At 39.2% G+C, this 19,446-nt stretch carries 20 protein-coding genes and 1 other RNA gene; 18 read left to right on the top strand and 3 right to left on the bottom strand.

Features of this window, described 5'->3' with window-relative positions:
• The first annotated feature begins 218 nt into the window (after window positions 1-218).
• The 3 genes from polA to perR all read left to right on the top strand — a co-directional run bounded on the left by polA (window position 219) and on the right by perR (window position 4,082).
• Window positions 219-2,855, top strand: a complete 2,637-nt coding sequence (gene polA / locus ACN0NP_RS04130) for a DNA polymerase I (protein ID WP_423217617.1) — start codon at window positions 219-221, stop codon at window positions 2,853-2,855.
• Between the two features lie 88 nt (window positions 2,856-2,943).
• Window positions 2,944-3,366 carry a CoA-binding protein gene (locus ACN0NP_RS04125; protein WP_423217616.1) on the top strand — a complete coding sequence of 141 codons (423 nt, stop codon included), beginning with the start codon at window positions 2,944-2,946 and terminating at the stop codon, window positions 3,364-3,366.
• Window positions 3,367-3,584: 218 nt separating this feature from the next.
• Window positions 3,585-4,082 (top strand): peroxide-responsive transcriptional repressor PerR, encoded by a 498-nt coding sequence (gene perR, locus ACN0NP_RS04120; protein ID WP_021143251.1) that lies wholly within the window; start codon window positions 3,585-3,587, stop codon window positions 4,080-4,082.
• Window positions 4,083-4,150: 68 nt separating this feature from the next.
• Here perR and ACN0NP_RS04115 read toward each other — a convergent pair whose 3' ends face one another.
• On the bottom strand, window positions 4,151-4,903 hold the full coding sequence (locus ACN0NP_RS04115) for a DUF975 family protein (RefSeq protein ID WP_039691302.1): 753 nt from the start codon (window positions 4,901-4,903) through the stop codon (window positions 4,151-4,153).
• A 264-nt stretch (window positions 4,904-5,167) separates the two neighbouring features.
• On the opposite strand from ACN0NP_RS04115, the gene tgt reads away from it, so the two are divergent.
• The 11 genes from tgt to ACN0NP_RS04060 all read left to right on the top strand — a co-directional run bounded on the left by tgt (window position 5,168) and on the right by ACN0NP_RS04060 (window position 13,923).
• The gene (tgt, locus tag ACN0NP_RS04110) at window positions 5,168-6,310 is read left to right on the top strand and encodes a tRNA guanosine(34) transglycosylase Tgt (protein WP_021143249.1); all 1,143 of its coding nucleotides are present in this window, start codon (window positions 5,168-5,170) and stop codon (window positions 6,308-6,310) included.
• Window positions 6,311-6,449: 139 nt separating this feature from the next.
• Window positions 6,450-6,755, top strand: a complete 306-nt coding sequence (locus ACN0NP_RS04105) for a CHY zinc finger protein (protein ID WP_181405672.1) — start codon at window positions 6,450-6,452, stop codon at window positions 6,753-6,755.
• A gap of 3 nt (window positions 6,756-6,758) precedes the next feature.
• Window positions 6,759-7,301, top strand: a complete 543-nt coding sequence (locus tag ACN0NP_RS04100; protein WP_423217615.1) for a biotin transporter BioY — start codon at window positions 6,759-6,761, stop codon at window positions 7,299-7,301.
• Window positions 7,302-7,376: 75 nt separating this feature from the next.
• The gene (locus ACN0NP_RS04095; RefSeq protein WP_423217614.1) at window positions 7,377-8,153 is read left to right on the top strand and encodes an MBL fold metallo-hydrolase; all 777 of its coding nucleotides are present in this window, start codon (window positions 7,377-7,379) and stop codon (window positions 8,151-8,153) included.
• Window positions 8,153-8,659 (top strand): tRNA adenosine(34) deaminase TadA, encoded by a 507-nt coding sequence (tadA, locus tag ACN0NP_RS04090; protein ID WP_398575801.1) that lies wholly within the window; start codon window positions 8,153-8,155, stop codon window positions 8,657-8,659. The genes ACN0NP_RS04095 and tadA overlap by 1 nt, the downstream gene beginning before the upstream one ends.
• Window positions 8,660-8,690: 31 nt before the next feature.
• An RNA gene (gene ffs / locus ACN0NP_RS04085) (signal recognition particle sRNA small type) lies at window positions 8,691-8,776 on the top strand.
• Window positions 8,777-8,974: 198 nt separating this feature from the next.
• The gene (locus tag ACN0NP_RS04080; protein ID WP_021143244.1) at window positions 8,975-10,324 is read left to right on the top strand and encodes a glucose-6-phosphate isomerase; all 1,350 of its coding nucleotides are present in this window, start codon (window positions 8,975-8,977) and stop codon (window positions 10,322-10,324) included.
• 231 nt (window positions 10,325-10,555) lie between these two features.
• Complete coding sequence (dapD, locus tag ACN0NP_RS04075; RefSeq protein WP_024344396.1) at window positions 10,556-11,254, top strand: 2,3,4,5-tetrahydropyridine-2,6-dicarboxylate N-acetyltransferase; 699 nt, start codon at window positions 10,556-10,558, stop codon at window positions 11,252-11,254.
• A gap of 57 nt (window positions 11,255-11,311) precedes the next feature.
• On the top strand, window positions 11,312-12,448 hold the full coding sequence (locus tag ACN0NP_RS04070) for an N-acetyldiaminopimelate deacetylase (protein ID WP_423217613.1): 1,137 nt from the start codon (window positions 11,312-11,314) through the stop codon (window positions 12,446-12,448).
• Between the two features lie 279 nt (window positions 12,449-12,727).
• The gene (locus ACN0NP_RS04065) at window positions 12,728-13,255 is read left to right on the top strand and encodes a 5-formyltetrahydrofolate cyclo-ligase (protein ID WP_423217612.1); all 528 of its coding nucleotides are present in this window, start codon (window positions 12,728-12,730) and stop codon (window positions 13,253-13,255) included.
• Complete coding sequence (locus ACN0NP_RS04060) at window positions 13,252-13,923, top strand: rhomboid family intramembrane serine protease (RefSeq protein ID WP_423217611.1); 672 nt, start codon at window positions 13,252-13,254, stop codon at window positions 13,921-13,923. Before ACN0NP_RS04065 ends, ACN0NP_RS04060 begins: the two co-directional genes overlap by 4 nt.
• Window positions 13,924-13,972: 49 nt before the next feature.
• Here ACN0NP_RS04060 and galU read toward each other — a convergent pair whose 3' ends face one another.
• Together galU and ACN0NP_RS04050 are read right to left on the bottom strand one after the other, a co-directional pair.
• On the bottom strand, window positions 13,973-14,893 hold the full coding sequence (gene galU, locus ACN0NP_RS04055) for a UTP--glucose-1-phosphate uridylyltransferase GalU (RefSeq protein WP_024344392.1): 921 nt from the start codon (window positions 14,891-14,893) through the stop codon (window positions 13,973-13,975).
• Window positions 14,894-14,964: 71 nt separating this feature from the next.
• The gene (locus ACN0NP_RS04050) at window positions 14,965-15,981 is read right to left on the bottom strand and encodes an NAD(P)H-dependent glycerol-3-phosphate dehydrogenase (RefSeq protein WP_024344391.1); all 1,017 of its coding nucleotides are present in this window, start codon (window positions 15,979-15,981) and stop codon (window positions 14,965-14,967) included.
• 205 nt (window positions 15,982-16,186) lie between these two features.
• On the opposite strand from ACN0NP_RS04050, the gene ACN0NP_RS04045 reads away from it, so the two are divergent.
• The 4 genes from ACN0NP_RS04045 to ACN0NP_RS04030 all read left to right on the top strand — a co-directional run bounded on the left by ACN0NP_RS04045 (window position 16,187) and on the right by ACN0NP_RS04030 (window position 19,438).
• The gene (locus tag ACN0NP_RS04045; protein ID WP_423217610.1) at window positions 16,187-16,954 is read left to right on the top strand and encodes an epoxyqueuosine reductase QueH; all 768 of its coding nucleotides are present in this window, start codon (window positions 16,187-16,189) and stop codon (window positions 16,952-16,954) included.
• A 26-nt stretch (window positions 16,955-16,980) separates the two neighbouring features.
• Window positions 16,981-17,427, top strand: coding sequence for a dUTP diphosphatase (locus ACN0NP_RS04040; protein ID WP_021143233.1), 447 nt, complete (start codon window positions 16,981-16,983; stop codon window positions 17,425-17,427).
• Between the two features lie 35 nt (window positions 17,428-17,462).
• Entirely contained in the window at window positions 17,463-18,824 is a 1,362-nt protein-coding gene (gene radA / locus ACN0NP_RS04035; protein WP_423217672.1) for a DNA repair protein RadA, read from the top strand.
• A gap of 116 nt (window positions 18,825-18,940) precedes the next feature.
• Window positions 18,941-19,438 (top strand): beta-class carbonic anhydrase, encoded by a 498-nt coding sequence (locus ACN0NP_RS04030; RefSeq protein WP_074450841.1) that lies wholly within the window; start codon window positions 18,941-18,943, stop codon window positions 19,436-19,438.
• Window positions 19,439-19,446: the final 8 nt, after the last annotated feature.

Below are 19,446 nucleotides of genomic sequence, written 5' to 3'. Positions count from 1 at the left end.
AAAGCCTAACCGAGGCGGCTAGACTTTAAGGAGATTATGAAAAAGGATGCATCCACCCAGTTGTTTTGGGAGGTTTCGGGTGAATGCAAGCTAGCAATGCTAGCTGTGAAAGTTTTTAGGAATGAGTATAGTATAAGGAGACTTGCTTAAATGAATCTTAAGTAAAAGAATTAATCTCTTAAAAATCAGATGTGGTCAATATATGTTATAATAAAGCCATGGAAAACAAGAAAAAATTATTATTAATCGATGGGTCATCTGTAGCTTATCGTGCCTTTTTCGCACTGTATAATCAGATTGATCGTTTTAAAAACCGAGCAGGTCTTCATACAAATGCCATTTACGGTTTTCACCTTATGCTCAATCACTTATTAGAAAGAATTCAGCCAACGCATGTTTTGGTTGCTTTTGATGCTGGTAAGACAACTTTCCGTACAGAAATGTACAAAGATTACAAAGCTGGTCGTGCCAAAACACCAGATGAATTCCGTGAGCAGTTGCCATACATCCGTGAAATGCTGACAGCACTTGGTATCAGCTGGTATGAGTTGGAAAATTATGAAGCTGATGACATCATCGGAACTTTGGATAAATTAGCAGAGAACGAAGATGAATATGATGTAACCATCGTCAGCGGAGATAAAGACCTTATCCAACTTGCGGATAACAACACAACCGTTGAGATTTCTAAAAAAGGTGTCGCTGAGTTTGAAGAATTCACTCCAGCTTATCTCATGGAAAAAATGGGCATCACGCCAAAACAATTTATCGACCTAAAAGCTCTCATGGGTGATAAATCTGATAACATTCCAGGTGTTACTAAAGTCGGTGAAAAGACAGGTCTTAAACTTCTCTTAGAGTACGGTAGTCTTGAAGGTGTTTATGAAAACATCGACGGCATGAAGAAATCTAAGATGAAAGAAAACTTGATTAACGATAAAGAACAAGCTTTCTTGTCTAAGACTTTGGCGACAATCAATATCACTGCGCCGATTGCGATTGGTTTAGATGATATCGACTACACTGGACCTGATTTGGAAAAACTTGTGCCATTTTATGATGAAATGGGCTTCAAACAGTTTAAAGATAATCTTGGTGCTGCTAAGAAACAAGAAAAATTTGATGTGACCTACACTGAAGTGGACAGTTTGAGTGCAGACATGTTCACTGATGACCAATTTTTCTATTTTGAAATCTTGGGTGATAATTATCACGTTGAAAGCATCATTGGCTTTGCTTGGGGAAATGACAAGGCTATCTATGCCTCAACAAATCTTGAACTTCTAAAAGATGATTTGTTTAAAGCAGCGCTAGCTAAACCAATAAAAACTTACGATTTTAAACGTAGCAAAGTTCTTCTTAGCCATTTAGGTATTGATTTGCCAGCGCCAGCTTTTGATAGCCGTTTAGCAAAATACCTTTTATCAACCGTTGATGATAATGAACTGTCAACCATTGCTCGTTTGTACACAGAGTACGTCCTTGATAGCGATGAAGCTGTTTATGGTAAGGGTGTCAAACGTGCTGTCCCAGATAAAGCAGTGCTGCTCAGCCATTTAGCGCGTAAGATTGTGGTTTTGAACCATTCTGAAAAAGTCATGCTAGATAAGTTGACAGAGCATCAACAAGCAAGCCTTCTTTTTGACATGGAACAACCTCTAGCAAATGTTCTTGCTAAGATGGAAATTGCGGGTATTTCAGTTAAAAAAGAAACGCTCCAAGAAATGGAAAAAGCCAACCAGGCAGTCATTGACAACTTGACACAAGAAATCTATGACCTTGCTGGTATGGAATTTAACATTAACTCGCCAAAACAATTGGGTGAACTGCTCTTTGAAAAGATGCAATTGCCAACAAGCTATACTAAGAAAACTAAGACTGGTTATTCAACAGCAGTTGATGTTTTGGAACGCTTGGCACCAATCTCACCAATCGTATCTAAGATTTTGGAATACCGCCAAATCGCAAAACTCCAATCAACTTACATCGTTGGTTTGCAAGATTTCATCTTAAAAGATGGAAAAATTCACACTCGCTATCTTCAAGATTTGACGCAGACAGGACGTTTGTCTAGTGTTGACCCTAACTTGCAAAATATTCCAGTGCGTTTGGAACAAGGGCGCTTGATTCGTAAGGCATTTGTCCCGGAAACAGCAGACGAAGTCCTTCTAAGTTCTGACTACTCACAAATCGAGTTGCGCGTGCTTGCTCACATTTCAAATGATGAACATTTGATTGCAGCTTTCAACGAAGGAGCAGATATTCATACGTCAACAGCCATGCGTGTCTTTGGCATTGAAAAACCAGAAGACGTCACACCAAATGACCGTCGTAGCGCAAAAGCAGTAAACTTCGGTATTGTTTACGGTATTTCAGACTATGGTCTTGCTAATAACTTGGGTATTCCACGTAAAGTAGCTAAACAATACATCGAGACTTACTTCGAACGCTATCCAGGTATTAAAGACTACATGGAGCGCGTGGTGCGTGATGCTAAAGATAAAGGTTATGTTGAAACGCTCTTCCACCGTCGTCGTGAATTGCCAGATATCAATGCTCGTAACTTCAACGTGCGTCAATTTGCTGAGCGTACAGCCATTAACTCGCCAATTCAAGGTAGCGCAGCCGACATTCTCAAAATTGCTATGATTAACCTTGATAAAGCTTTAGTTGAAGGTAAATTCAAGACAAAAATGCTTCTACAAGTGCACGATGAAATCATCCTTGAAGTGCCAAAAGACGAGCTAGAAGCTATTGAAAAATTAGTCAAAGAAACCATGGAATCAGCCATCGAACTTTCTGTCCCACTTGTGGCAGACGAAAGTGCTGGACAAACATGGTACGAAGCAAAATAATATTAAAATAAGGTGGCAAGTTTTTGTCATCTTATTTTTTCTCAACTGTGATATACTTAAGAAAAAATCGTTCTTAGGAGGCAGCCAGATGACAACATTTCAAAATCCTAGCCAAGATGTGATTGCTGATTATTTAAAAAGTGCCAAAAACATTGCTGTTGTGGGACTTTCCAAGCGTGAAAATAGTCCAGCTTACAGTGTTTCTAAGGTGATGCAAGAAGCAGGTTATACGATTATCCCAGTTAACCCACGTTTAGCGGGTGAGAAGGTACTTGGTGAGACAGCCTATGCTAGACTCCAAGACATTCCCGTTCACGTTGACATTGTTGATGTTTTCAGACGAAGTGAGTTTCTCCCAGAAGTTGCCAAAGATTTTATCGAAACGGATGCTGATATTTTTTGGGCTCAGCTAGGTCTAGAAAGCCAAGAAGCGGCTGACATTTTACAAGCTGCAGGACGTGACAAAATTGTCATGAACAAGTGCATCAAAATTGAATATCAAAATTTGTAAATAACATTGAAAATGAGAGGATTCTTTCAAAATGGATTTTCTCATTTTTGTTGTCATGAAAATACTGAAATTGTGGTTTTCCCTGTTAAAAAAGTGAAGATTTGCTATGAAAACTTGAAATCGTCTGATTTTTATAATAAAATGAATGAGCGTGTCAAGACATGCAAAAATTAAACTATGTTATAATGATTTTAAATAAATAGAACAGGAGAGCCATAATGGACATTCATACCCATCACCGTCCTTTGGATGCCTATGAAAATGTCATTGAGCATCTCAGGAAAAAGCACATTCGTATTACGGAGACTCGTAAAGCCATTATTGCTTATATCATAAATAGTCATGAGCACCCAAGTGCTGAAAAGATATATAAAGACTTGTTGCCAGAACATCCAAATATGAGTTTAGCGACGGTTTACAACAACATGAAAGTCCTTGTCGAAGAGGGCTTTGTTGCTGAGTTGAAAGTGACTAACGACACAACAACTTACTATGACTTTATGGGACATCAGCATATCAACATCGTTTGTAAATGTTGTGGTGATATTGCAGACTTTATGGATGTGGACGCTATTGACATCGGTAAAGAAGCCTATGAACAAACTGGTTATATGATTACCAAGGTTCAGTTGACTGCTTATGGTATTTGCCCAAATTGCCAAGAAAAGCTTAGAGCAGCTGGCGAACCATTCATGGCTTATCGTGAAGAGAAATAAAAAGAAGGTGTCTTAACATCTTCTTTTTTGTACACAAAAAACCCCAGCTAAGCTGGGGTTTATTTCATTTATTCAGCTTTAGCAATTAAATCTTCGTAGAAGAAGAGTTCTGCTGTAGTTGTATATGGTAATGTGTAGAAGTAAAGCAATCCACAAGTTAGTGCAGTTAAAATGTACCAACCGATGAAACTAAATTGTAGACAGAATAGGCGCCATTTGTTACCAGCCATTAATTCTGTACTCTTGTTGATAACACTACGTGGACCTTCATAAGTGCCATTTTGAACAGCGTCATAAAGGACGTATGTTGTCATGCTATATGAATATTGTTTGATGATTGAAAGAGCAAAACCTGCAACCATAAGAACAAATCCAATGATAGTGACAAAGATGCCACCGTTAGAATTATTTGAAGTAGTTGCTGTAACTCCTGCAACAAAGATGATAGAACCTACAATACCGATTAAAGACCATAGGAATAGGAATACCCATTTGACAATAGCAGTTACTACATATTTTCCAAATATTTCATTTGAGAAAACACGCATGTTATCTCCTACTTCAACATGGTCGCGTTTGTGGCGAATAACATCAAGCACGGCGTAACTTGCTGAAGCAAGGAATAATGCTGATAGAATTGAAACAATACCTGGAACAGATGCAGTAGCATTAACTGTAGTACCATTAATATGATATGTTTCTGTATAGCTAATTGAAATTGTTAAAATAGCTAAAATGATAGAAACAAGAAACAATTGGTACTTACCAGAGAGAGTTTTCAAAAATTCTCTAGCTTTTTGACGAGTTTCTGAAGCTTTCATAATATGAACCTCCTTAAAAAATTCCGTAAAATGTATTACTTCCACGCTTTCATTATAGCACCTTGTATTAGAGAAGTCACACGATAAGAGGTAAACATGACAAAAAATGTGATTTTTGGTAAAATCGTAAAGGTTGCGCTATTTAAGCAATGCATTGTAAAAATCTGGAAGTTTTTTCAGATTTTCTCAGTCTGATTACTGTTTAATCATGACGATAATAAAAAATGCCCACAACTGTTTTTTGTGATAGCAAGGAGAAAAAAGATGACAGATTATCCGATTAAATATCGTTTAATTAAGAAAGAAAAACACACAGGTGCTCGTCTGGGTGAAATTATCACACCACACGGCACATTTCCAACACCAATGTTCATGCCTGTTGGAACACAAGCCACAGTTAAGACACAATCACCAGAAGAACTCAAAGAAATGGGTTCAGGTATCATTTTGTCAAATACTTACCACCTATGGTTGCGTCCTGGTGATGAATTAATCGCTCGCGCTGGCGGTCTTCACAAATTCATGAACTGGGACCAAGCTATTTTAACAGATAGCGGTGGTTTCCAAGTTTACTCATTGGCTGAGTCTCGTAATATCACTGAAGAAGGGGTAACATTTAAAAACCACCTTAACGGTCAAAAAATGTTCTTGTCTCCAGAAAAAGCCATCTCAATCCAAAATAATTTGGGTTCAGATATCATGATGAGTTTTGATGAATGTCCACAATTTTATCAACCATATGATTACGTTAAAAAATCAATTGAACGTACTAGCCGCTGGGCTGAACGTGGTTTGAAAGCACACCGTCGTCCACATGACCAAGGTCTTTTTGGTATCGTTCAAGGTGCTGGTTTCAAAGATCTTCGTCGTCAATCAGCAAATGATTTGGTAAGTATGGACTTCCCAGGATACTCAATCGGTGGTCTTGCTGTTGGTGAATCACACAAAGAAATGAACGCGGTACTTGATTTCACAGTGCCAATGTTGCCAGAAAATAAACCTCGTTACCTTATGGGGGTTGGTGCACCAGATAGCTTGATTGATGGTGTTATCCGCGGTGTCGATATGTTTGACTGCGTCCTTCCAACACGTATCGCTCGTAACGGAACATGTATGACTAGTGAAGGTCGTTTGGTTGTTAAAAATGCTGCTTACGCTGAAGACTTTACACCACTTGATCACGATTGTGATTGCTACACTTGCCGTAACTACACACGTGCTTACATTCGTCACTTGCTTAAAGCTGATGAAACATTTGGTCTTCGTTTGACAAGTTACCACAACCTTTACTTCCTTGTAAACTTGATGAAAAAAGTTCGTCAAGCAATCATGGATGACAATCTTTTGGAATTCCGTGAAGATTTCTTCGAACGTTATGGTTACAACCGTAGCGACCGTAATTTCTAATAACTACAGAGTCTAGAACAGTTTTGTTCTAGGCTTTTTTTAGTTTTAGCTATGTCTATTTTTAAAAAGTGTTAACCTAATTACAAAAATTAGTTGACTAAAAATCGATGAAGTAGTAAACTTTGTTAAAAGGTTGGTGATGATTATGATTTATGGAATTGGACTTGATAGTGAGGGAAGATGCCTGCATTATCATACAAAGTGTGATGTCGTTGCCTTAAAATGCAATAAATGTAAGGAATATTTTGCTTGCTATCAGTGTCACAATCAGTTGCAAAATCACCCTTTTGAACCAGTGTCAAAAGAAGATGTAGCGCCCGTCATTTGTGGGAGCTGTCGGCATTTTTTAACTTTTGATGAGTATAAAAAGGGAGCTTGTCCATATTGTCATCATGCCTTTAATCCGAAGTGCCAGGTGCACGAGACCATTTATTTTAAGGAGTAGTTTATGAAAAACGTGAGAGATTTGCTCTACATTGCGATGATGTCAACAATTTTAGTGATTTTGGGATTCATTCCTGCTATACCTTTGGGCTTTATTCCAGTTCCGATTGTGTTGCAAAATTTGGGAGTTATGCTGGCTGGAATTTTATTGGGTTGGAAAAAGGGAACCTTGTCGATTCTTTTATTTTATCTTTTAGGGATGTTCATTCCAGCATTTTCAGGTAGCACTTTGTTTGCTGTTTTTGCTGGACCAACGCTTGGCTATGTCATTGCTTGGTTGTTTGTACCGATGGTAATTTCAGGAATTTTAGCCATTTTTAAAAAGACAAGCTTTGTGGCAAATCTTATTGCCATTTTACTTGGCGGTATGATTTTTGTGGATGTTGTTGGTGCGGTTTATTTGTCAGTTTACACACATACATCGTTAGTAGCTTCGCTTTTATCAAATCTAGCTTTTATTCCAGGAGATACGATTAAATCAGTTGTCGCAGCAACGATTGCCTATAAATTCAAAGATAAATTAATCCCGTCTCAAGTAGCGTGTTAAGTGATTTACCTTTTTGAAAAAAGACTTCATTTTTTGTTATAATGTGAGTAAGTAATACTAGAGAAGGAGTCTACTATGAAACTCACAACACTTGGTTGCTGGGGCGCATACCCTTACAAAGACGGCGGAACAACTTCATATCTTGTTACAAGTGAAGATGGTTTTCAATTGCTTATGGATTGTGGAAGCCGCGCTGTCACAGAACTAGAAAAAGAAATCAGTCCACTTGATTTGGATGCAGTGATTATTTCACACTATCATCCTGATCATATTGCGGATCTTGGCGTGCTCCGCCATTATTTCCAACTTTATCCAAAACACCTTTGGGCACCGAAAGTTTTGCCGATTTATGGTCATAAAGAAGATGAATCTGAATTTGCTAAGTTGACTTTGCCTGGTGTGTCTGAAGGTAGAGCTTATGATGTCAATGGTGTTGAACACATTGGTCCATTTGACATTACATTTATCAAGACTGTTCATCCAGTGCCTTGCTACGCTTTTCGTATCGTAGAACGTGCTACTGGTCAAACCCTTGTCTTTACTGGTGATACAGGTTATTTTGATGGCTTGGAAAAATTCGCCGCAGGTGCTGACCTTTTCTTGGCAGATGTTTACCTTTATGCAGGAAATGAAAATCACCCAGCGCATTTGACAACCAAAGAAGCAGGGCAAATTGCCAAAGCTGCGGGTGTGAAATCACTTGTTTTGACACACACACCACCAGTTCCACCACAAGGCATTTCTGCTGAAAATCATCTTCAAGTGCTTAAAGAAGAAGCACAAGGTTTTGCTGCAGATGTTCCTGTTGATTTGGCAGAGCCTCACAAATCATGGCAAATTGGGGAGCTCTAATGGCTGAATTTACACAGGAAGAAAAAGAGTTTTTCATGCGAGAAGCGCTTAAGGAAGCACAAAAATCGCTAGAAAAAGAAGAAATTCCAATTGGCTGTGTTATTGTCAAAGATGGTGAGATTATTGGACGCGGGCACAATGCGCGTGAAGAGCAGCAGATGGCTATTTTGCACGCTGAAATCATGGCAATCAACGAAGCCAATGAAAACGAAGGTAACTGGCGTTTGCTAGACAGCACACTTTTTGTGACTATCGAGCCATGTGTGATGTGCAGCGGAGCGATTGGGCTTGCCCGAATTCCACAAGTGATTTACGGAGCAGCCAATCAGAAATTCGGCGGTGCTGGAAGTCTTTACGACATTTTGACAGATGTTCGTCTTAATCATCGTGTGGAGGTTGAAACGGGTATTCTCGAGGCTGAATGTGCAGGCATCATGCAAGATTTTTTCCGTAAAAATCGTGAAAAGAAAAAAGCAGCTAAACGTGCTGCTAAAGAACATTGCTGATTTGCATAATTAAATTTTTATGATATAATATTCTTCGGAGCAACATCTGCGCGTGAAGCGGGTCAGGGGAGGAATCCAGCAGCCCTAAGCGATTGTAGGTGTGTGCTCTTTTTTGTTCTTAAGACATGCTATTTTATGCAAAAATTGTTGCATTTTTTCATGCTAAATTGATTGTTTCATGAAAGTTTTCAGTAAGATGGCAAACCCTTGTGAAACGCTTTATTATATGGGATTATTTAGCAAAAATGATTGAAAAAAAGCGCATAAAAGAGTAATATAGAAGAGAAATTTAATTTTTTTTGAGGAGTATTTGTAATGACACATATTAAATTTGATTATTCAAAATTGTTGGGTCAATTCGTCGAACAAGAAGAAATCGACTTCATGCAAACACAAGTCAACGTTGCTGACGAATATTTGCGTAAAGGTACTGGTCCTGGTTCTGATTTCCTTGGTTGGTTAGACCTTCCAGAAAACTACGACAAAGAAGAATTTGCTCGTATCCAAAAAGCTGCTGCTAAAATCCAATCAGACAGTGAAGTTCTTGTTGTTATCGGTATCGGTGGTTCATACCTTGGAGCACGTGCTGCTATCGATTTCTTGAGCAACCACTTCTACAACCTTCAAGCATCTGCAGATCGTAAAGGTCCTCAAATCCTTTACGCTGGTAACTCAATTTCTTCAACTTACCTTGCAGACCTTGTTGAATATGTTAAAGATAAAGATTTCTCTGTTAACATCATTTCTAAATCAGGTACTACAACTGAACCAGCTATCGCTTTCCGTGTCTTCAAAGAACTTCTAGTTGAAAAATACGGTCAAGAAGAAGCTAACAAACGTATCTACGCTACAACAGATAAAGCTAAAGGTGCTGTTAAAGTTGAAGCTGTTGCTAACGATTGGGAAACATTTGTTGTTCCAGATAACGTTGGTGGACGTTTCTCAGTATTGACTGCTGTAGGTCTTCTTCCAATCGCTGCTGCTGGTATCGATATCGAAGCTCTTATGAACGGTGCTAACGCTGCTCGTAAAGAATTGACTTCTGCTGAAATCTCAGAAAACATCGCTTACCAATACGCTGCAGTTCGTAACGTACTTTACCGTAAAGGTTACATCACTGAAATCTTGGCTAACTACGAACCATCACTTCAATACTTCGGTGAATGGTGGAAACAATTAGCTGGTGAATCAGAAGGTAAACACCAAAAAGGTATCTACCCAACATCTGCTAACTTCTCAACAGACCTTCACTCACTTGGACAATTCATCCAAGAAGGTTACCGTAACATCTTCGAAACAGTTGTTCGTGTTGATAAACCACGTAAAAACGTTGTTATCCCTGAATTGTCAGAAGACCTTGATGGTCTTGGATACCTTCAAGGTAAAGACGTTGACTTCGTAAACAAAAAAGCAACTGATGGTGTACTTCTTGCTCACACTGACGGTGGAGTACCTAACATGTTCTTGACACTTCCTCAACAAGATGAATTCACTCTTGGTTACACAATCTACTTCTTCGAATTGGCTATCGGTCTTTCAGGTTACCTTAACGCCGTTAACCCATTCAACCAACCAGGTGTAGAAGCATACAAGAAAAACATGTTTGCTCTTCTTGGTAAACCAGGATTTGAAGACTTGTCAGCTGAATTGAACGCACGTCTTTAATTCATCACTACACAGATAAAAAAGCTTCCTCTCGGAAGCTTTTTTGTGTGTTAAAAATAAGTGGGCATGAAATTGTGAAAACAAATAAAAATTCTTTCCAAATTTTCTGAATATTTGTTATAATAATATACAATTAACTAATTTTGAATTGGAAGGAGTAGGGTGTTTGGCTTGGAAAGTCTTGGTATCAGGATTCTCCTAGGTCTTTAAAACGCTCTTGGTATCTTAAATATGACTGCACAAAAAATGACGGCTCAAGAGATTATTGCTTTTATTGGGAATGCTGAGAAGAAGACAAATGTTAAAGTAACATTTGAAGGTAAACTTGCTACAGCTGTTCCAGAAAGTGTCATTAAGCTTGGCAACGTGCTTTTTGGTGACTGGAAAGATATTGAGCCGCTTTTGGCAAACTTGACTGAAAATAAAGATTATGTTGTTGAACAAGACGGTCGAAATTCAGCTGTGCCATTGCTTGATAAACGCAATATTAACGCTCGTATCGAACCAGGTGCCATTATTCGTGACCAAGTGACTATCGATGATAATGCGGTTGTCATGATGGGTGCAGTTATTAACATTGGTGCTGAAATTGGTGCAGGTACGATGATTGATATGGGGGCTGTTCTTGGTGGACGTGCTATTGTTGGTAAAAACAGCCATATTGGTGCAGGAGCTGTCCTTGCTGGTGTGATTGAACCAGCTTCAGCAGAGCCAGTGCGCATTGGGGATAATGTCCTTGTTGGTGCTAATGCCGTTGTCATCGAAGGTGTCCAAGTTGGTAATGGTTCTGTCGTAGCAGCGGGAGCTATTGTTACCAAAGATGTTCCAGAAAATGTTGTTGTGGCTGGCGTTCCCGCTCGTATCATCAAAGAAATTGATGCTAAAACACAACAAAAAACAGCACTCGAAGACGCTTTGCGCAATTTGTAATAAGAGATTCAAAGGCTTGGGAGTTTTCTCAAGCTTTTCACAAATAAAGGAAAACATATGACTTTAGATTTAATTAAAATTCGTCGTGATTTGCATCAGATTCCAGAAATTGGTTTGGAAGAATTTAAAACGCAAGTTTACCTTTTAGAGCGTATCGCAGAAATCACAGCGGGAAAAGACTTTGTGGAACAACGAACTTGGCGAACTGGGATTTTAGTCTTTTTAAAAGGTTCTGCTCCTCAAAAAACAATTGGTTGGCGTACAGATATAGATGCTCTGCCAGTGGTTGAAGAGACTGGTCTTTCGTTTGCAAGTCAACATGAAGGGCGCATGCATGCTTGTGGACATGATATGCACATGACCGTTGCACTTGGTTTGTTAGATGAATTGGTGCAAACACAACCAAAGAACAATCTACTCTTTCTTTTTCAACCAGCTGAGGAAAATGAAGCTGGTGGCATGCTCATGTATCAAGAAAATGCATTTGGCGAGTGGAAACCAGATGAATTTTACGGGCTACATGTGCGACCTGATTTTAAGGTTGGGGATATCGCGACAAATACCTCGACTCTTTTTGCGGGCACTTGCGAGGTGTTGATAACTTTCAAAGGAAAAGGTGGACATGCGGCTTTTCCACATGAAGCAAACGATGCTTTGGTTGCTGCAGCTTATTTTGTCACGCAAGTGCAGACAATTGTCAGTCGAAATGTCGACCCGATTCAAGGTGGCGTCGTCACTTTTGGGTCATTTCATTCGGGGACAACGAATAATGTCATTGCAGAAACAGCGCAGCTGCATGGTACCATTCGCACTTTGACCCAAGACATGAGTCTTCTTATCCAAAAACGTGTGACTGAGATAGCTAAGGGAGTTGCAGCAAGTTTTGGAATGGAAGTTGATATCAATCTTAAACAAGGTGGCTATTTACCTGTTGAAAACAATCCTGAATTAGCGCGTGAGGCTATGGATTTCTTTAGAAATAGGGAAAATGTGAACTTAATTGATTGTCTACCAGCCATGACTGGTGAGGATTTCGGGTATTTGTTGCACCAAATTCCTGGTGTCATGTTCTGGCTAGGCGTGGACACGCCATATGCTTTGCATCACCCTAAAATGAGCCCAAATGAGGCAGCTCTTTCCTTTGCAGTTGCTGAAATATCAGCTTTTTTAAAGAAAAAAGCAAATTTGTCATAAAATAAATGAGTTTGAGAAATTCTCAAACTCATTTTTAATAGAAAATACAAAAAAGCCGCTATTGGGAGCTAGCGGCTTAAAAAGGGAAGGACATGATTTTTCAACCATGTCCAGGAGATTTATGAAAAGGGAATAACTCCAAAAGAGCCAATTCCCAGCGGTTTGGGAGAACCGCTATTTAGGATAGATATAGTATAGCGGAGAAACCTTAAAAAAACCTTAAAGTAAATTTTAAGGTTTTTTCAGAGTAAAAACGCGGTTTTGTGTTATCATAATAGCATGGAAAAAGAAGCCTTGCGAAAGAACATTCTTGCCAATTTGAAAGGACAAGATAAACGTGATAAAGCCTTGATAGATAAGGCTTTATTAGATGATTTTATACAGACAAAAGCTTACAAAGAGGCAAAGACAATTGCGACATATTTGGCTTTTGATTTTGAATATGATACCCAACTGTTGATTAATCAAGCAGAAAAAGACGGCAAAAAAATTCTTATTCCTAAAACTTATCCTAAAGGAAAAATGATTTTTTGTGCTTATGACCCCGAACATCTGGTTAAAACTAAGTTTGGTTTATGGGAGCCTGATTGTGGAAAACCTGTGGATAAATCTGAAATAGATTTGATTCATGTGCCAGGTGTGGGCTTTAATCATGATGGTTACCGTATTGGATATGGCGGTGGCTTTTACGATAGATATTTAAAAGATTATAAAGGAAATACGATTAGTACGATTTATGATTTTCAAAAGGCTGATTTTCAGCCGGATGGTCATGACGTAGCTGTTAAGGAGGTATTGAGTCGATGAAAAAAGTTATCAAGGAAAGTCCTGTGACAATTCTTTTGCTGGCACTGACGACACTTGTTTTTGTAGCCATGCAATTGATTTATTTTGGCAATGCAACATCTACCCAAGCGATTTTTAATTCTGGTGGTATGTATGGCGCTTATGTCATGTACGACCATAGTCAATTATGGCGTTTGGTGACACCGATTTTTGTTCATATCGGCTGGGAGCATTTTTTCTTTAATGCTTTAACGCTTTATTTTGTCGGACAAATGGCAGAGCAAATCTGGGGACATCATAAATTTTTAGCTTTGTATGTTCTCTCAGGTATAGTGGGTAATGTCTTTACTCTATTTTTCACGCCAAACGTTGTTGCTGCAGGAGCTTCGACATCCTTATTTGGTGTCTTTGCGGCAATTATGGTGGCAGGATATTTTGGCAGAAATCCTTATTTGAAAGAGCTAGGTCGCAATTATCAAGCGCTTATTTTGATTAACTTGCTGTTTAATTTATTCACACCAAGTGTCGGGATTGCAGGGCACATTGGTGGACTTGTTGGTGGTGTTTTGTGTGCCATCTTTTTACCAACTCTTGTGGAAAAACATATGTTTAAACCATGGCAACGTTGGCTAGCGTTGGCAACATATGTTGTGCTGAGTATGCTTTTGATTATGATTTCATTGCATTAAAAAATTCCTCTAGATATTATCTAGAGGAATTTTTTTAATTTATAGTATATTATTTAGATTCTTTTTTGGCTGATTGACCTTCTAATTTTTTACCTAAATCGATAAGATATTGTTTCATGTTATCTTTGATTTGTGGGTGTTGAAGGGCATAGTCAATTGAAGTTTTCATGAAGCCGAATTTATCACCGACATCATAGCGGTCACCGTTAAATTGACGTGCAAAGACGCGTTGAGTTTTGTTTAATGTATCGATAGCGTCTGTCAATTGAATTTCGTTACCAGCTCCAGGTTCTTGAGTTTCAAGAATGCTGAAGATTTCTGGTGTAAGAAGGTAACGACCAATGATAGCAAGGTCACTTGGTGCGTCTTCAGGTGCTGGTTTTTCAACGAAAGTATCAACACTGTAAAGACCATCTTTACCTTCGCCTTGAGGGGCGATAACACCGTATGATGAAACTTCTTCGTGTGGCACAGGCATAACAGCGATTGTTGATGCGTGTGTGTTTTCGTAGTCGTTAATCAATTGTTTTGTAAGTGGAACAGCTTTGTCGTTGTTGATATCCATAAGGTCATCACCAAGCATAACAACGAAAGGTTCGTTGCCTACAAAGGCTTTGGCTTGAAGAACAGCATCCCCAAGACCACGTGGGTGACTTTGACGGATAAAGTGAAGATTGATAGCTGTTGTATCGTTAACGAGTTTAAGAAGATCTGTTTTTCCTTTATGTTCCAAGTTGTATTCTAGTTCGAAGTTTGAGTCAAAATGATCTTCGATAGAACGTTTTGATTTGCCAGTAACAACCAAGATATCTTCAATGCCTGATTTTAAGGCTTCTTCAACGATAAATTGGATTGTTGGTTTATCAACAATCGGAAGCATTTCTTTAGCGAGTGCTTTTGTAGCTGGCAAGAAACGAGTTCCGAGACCAGCAGCGGGAATAACGGCTTTTCTAACTTTTCTTGTGTTCATAGAGAACTCCTTTTCATAAATTAACTATGCTGAATTAAATTATACTATAATTTTAATTTTAGTGCCATATTTTAATGCCATTCGTTTTCAGAACGGAAATCATTAGACATCATACCAAGAATGCTTTCGCGAACGTCAGCACCTTCATAGATGACTTTGTATATAGCGCTTGTGATTGGCATATAAACATCTAATTCTTTTGCTAATTCATAAGCAACTTTAGTTGTTGAAATGCCTTCGATAACCATTCCCATGTTTTTCTCGATGTCTTCGAGTTTTTCACCGCGACCAAGAGCGTCACCGGCACGCCAGTTACGTGAGTGAACTGATGTTCCTGTTACGATAAGGTCTCCGACACCAGAAAGTCCGCTGTAAGTGAGTGGGTTAGCTCCCAATTTAACTCCAAGACGTGTGATTTCAGCAAGTCCACGTGTAATGACAGCAGCTTTAGCGTTGTCACCGAAACCAAGACCGTGAAGTGCACCAGCTCCAACAGCGATGATATTTTTAAGAGCACCAGCTGTTTCTACACCGATAACATCAGTATTAGTGTAGAGACGGAAGTAGTTGTTACTAAATAGTTTTTGAACGTATTTAGCAGCTTCGTGATCTTTAGAAGCGGCAGTGATCAAAGTGATATCACGAACGATTGTTTCTTCAGCGTGACTTGGTCCAGAAACAACAACGATATCTGAACGCAATTCAGCAGGAATTTCTTCCTCAAGAATAGTTGAAAGACGTTCGTGTGTTCCAGGTTCAAGACCTTTAGAAGCGTGCATGATAACTGCTTTGTGATCAAGTGTTTCAGCAACTTGTTTTGCAACCAAACGTGTAACTTTTGTTGGAACAACAAACAAGATAGCATCAACGTCTGTAAGAGCTTCTTTTAAATCAAGTGTCGCTTTGATATCTTCAGAGATAACGATATCTTTGAAGTAGCGAGTATTTGTGTGTTTCGTATTTAATTCTTCAATTTGTTCTGGGATATTTCCCCATAGACAAACTTCATGTCCATTGTCGTTTAATACTTGTGCAAGAGCGGTTCCCCATGAACCAGGCCCTAAGACAGCAACTTTTTGTCTTGTCATTTTTACTCCTCTCTTAAACGAGCAAGATTACATTCTCCATTATATCATAAGAGCAGTCTGTTTGTCTTTGTTTATTAGAAAAGGTGAGTTTTGTCATGTTTTTATTTAAGCTATTACAATAGAAAAAAACGTCGATATGTTTTTGTAAAATAACTTGTGGTATAATGAAATGACTTAACAGGAATAGGAAAGGAAGACTTATCTGGTGATTGATTTAGAAGAGGTTCTATCTAAGATGAATCCCAATCAAAAAATCAACTATGACCGAGTCATGCAACAAATGGCTAAACGTTGGGCGCAAGAAGAGGTAAGACCAAAAATTCTTGTCCACGTTTGCTGTGCACCGTGCTCTACATATACTTTGGAATATTTGACGCAGTATGCTGACTTAACAGTTTATTTTGCTAATTCAAATATTCATCCAAAAGACGAGTACCTTCGTCGTGCTTATGTGGTGCAAAAATTCATCTCGGATTTTAATGAAAAAACAGGAAATAATGTTGACTTCATTGAGGCACCTTATGACCCATCAGAATATTTTCAAAAGGTTCACGGTCTAGAAGACGAACCTGAGGGTGGAGAACGTTGTACGGTTTGTTTTGATTATCGTTTGGATAAAGCGGCAAAAATGGCGGTTGAGCTTGGATATGATTACTTTGCCAGTGCTTTGACAATCAGCCCGCACAAAAATTCCCAAGTCATCAACAGCGTGGGAATCGAAGTCCAAAAAGTTTATGCGACTAAGTATTTGCCAAGTGATTTCAAGAAAAATAATGGATACCGCCGTTCAGTTGAAATGTGCGAGGAGTATGACATTTATCGTCAATGCTACTGTGGCTGTGTCTTTGCAGCAAAAATTCAAGGCGTTGATTTGAATCAAATCAAAAAAGAAGCCAAAGAATTCATGGTCGGCAAAGATGGCGAAAAAGAATTTCCACACATCCGTTTTACATTTGAAGGTAAAGAAATTTAATACGAATAAGTAATTAAGGAGACAAAATGAGTAAAATTAGAGGGTTTGAATTGGTTTCACAATTCACAGACGAAGCATTGCTACCAAAACGTGAAACAGCGCATGCGGCTGGTTATGATTTGAAAGCTGCGGAAACGACAGAAATCGCACCTGGCGAAATCAAATTGGTGCCAACTGGGGTTAAAGCTTACATGCAAGCTGGCGAAGTGCTTTATCTCTTTGACCGCTCATCAAACCCACGTAAAAAAGGCTTGGTTTTGATTAATTCTGTTGGTGTCATTGATGGTGATTACTATGGCAATCCAGCCAATGAAGGTCATATCTTTGCGCAAATGAAAAATATCACAGATGAAACTGTTGTGATTGAAGCTGGCGAACGCATTGTTCAAGGTGTTTTCATGCCTTTCTTGGTTGCTGACGGTGACGAAGCAGATGGCGTTCGTACTGGTGGCTTTGGTTCAACAGGAAAATAAGTTTTAAGATAAGAATATCAAGGAGGTAATGAGCTATCGCTAAGAAGAAAACAACGTTTATTTGTCAGGAGTGTGGCTATCATTCTCCTAAATATCTAGGACGTTGTCCAAACTGTTCATCTTGGACGTCTTTTGTTGAAGAAGTCGAAGTACAAGAGGTTAAAAATGCGCGTGTCAGTTTGACAGGTGAAAAGAGCAAACCAACTAAGTTGAAGGACGTTAGCTCGATTAATTATTCACGCACAAAGACTGGCATGGATGAATTTAACCGTGTGCTCGGTGGTGGTGTGGTGCCAGGTAGTCTGGTGCTTATCGGTGGTGACCCAGGTATCGGGAAATCAACGCTTCTTTTGCAGGTTTCGATTCAGCTGGCAGAGAAAGGAACGGTTCTTTACGTTTCTGGTGAAGAATCAGCTGAGCAGATTAAACTTCGCAGTGAACGTCTTGGCGACATTGATAATGAATTTTACCTTTATGCTGAGACAAATATGCAAGCTATCCATGCGCAGATTGAGCAAATCCAGCCTGATTTCTTAATTATTGACTCGATTCAAACGATTATGAGTCCTGATATTTCAGGAGTCCAAGGTTCGGTATCTCAAGTGCGTGAAGTGACGGCAGAGCTCATGCAGTTGGCTAAGACTAATAACATCGCAACCTTTATCGTTGGTCACGTGACTAAGGAAGGACAACTTGCTGGTCCACGTATGCTTGAGCATATGGTGGATACGGTGCTTTATTTTGAGGGTGAACGCCATCATACCTTCCGTATCTTGCGTGCAGTGAAAAACCGTTTTGGTTCAACTAACGAAATCGGCATTTTTGAAATGCAATCTGGTGGACTGGTTGAAGTGCTTAATCCGAGCCAAGTTTTCTTGGAAGAACGCTTGGATGGCGCGACTGGTTCAGCTATCGTGGTAACCATGGAAGGTAGTCGTCCGATTTTGGCGGAGGTTCAAGCTTTGGTGACACCGACTGTTTTTGGAAATGCCAAACGCACAACGACTGGGCTTGATTTCAATCGCGTTAGTCTGATTATGGCGGTACTTGAAAAACGTTGTGGGCTTTTATTGCAAAATCAAGATGCTTATCTCAAATCTGCTGGTGGTGTCAAACTTGATGAGCCAGCGATTGACTTGGCAGTAGCGGTAGCTATTGCGTCAAGCTACAAAGAAAAGCCAACAAATCCACAAGAAGCTTTTATCGGTGAAATTGGCTTGACAGGTGAAATTCGTCGCGTCACTCGTATTGAACAACGTATCAATGAAGCAGCTAAGCTTGGCTTTACAAAAGTTTACGCACCGAAAAATTCTTTAGTTGGTATTGATATGCCATCATCTATTGAAGTTGTTGGTGTGACAACTGTTGGAGAAGTTCTTAAGAAAGTTTTTAAATAGAATTGCAGAGGAGGTTACTCCTCTTTTTTTGTGTCAAGTCGTTTTAAGTGATAAGTTGTTCTAAAAATGATAAGATGATAAAAACGCTCTCATAGATACATATTAGGAGGACTGTTATGTCTTATTTTGAAAAATTTTTAAAGACCAATCAAGCTTATGCGGATTTACATGGCACGGCGCATTTGCCACAAAAACCAAAAACGCACGTTGCCATCGTGACTTGTATGGACTCACGTTTGCACGTCGCGCATGCGCTTGGTTTGGCACTTGGTGATGCTCATATTTTGCGGAACGCAGGTGGGCGCGTGACAGATGACACTATTCGTTCGTTGGTCATTTCAGAGCAGCAACTTGGGACACGTGAGATTGTTGTCTTACACCATACAGATTGTGGCATGCAAGGACTCAGCAATGAAGGCTTTGCCAAACAGCTTGAGCGTGATTTAGGTGTTGATGTTCAAGGGAAAGACTTTTTGCCGTTTTCTGATGTGGAAGAAAGTGTTCGTGAGGATGTTATGAAACTGCGCAATTCACCTTTGATTCCTGATGATATTGAGATTTCAGGTGCTATTTATGATGTCGATACAGGTCGTATTAGTGAAGTCCTTGTTTAGAATGTAAA

The sequence above is a fragment of the Streptococcus equinus genome (assembly GCF_049393805.1).
Taxonomy (GTDB): domain Bacteria; phylum Bacillota; class Bacilli; order Lactobacillales; family Streptococcaceae; genus Streptococcus; species Streptococcus equinus.
Note: the sequence above shows the minus strand (reverse complement) of the source record. Positions and strands in the feature narration are given on the sequence as shown.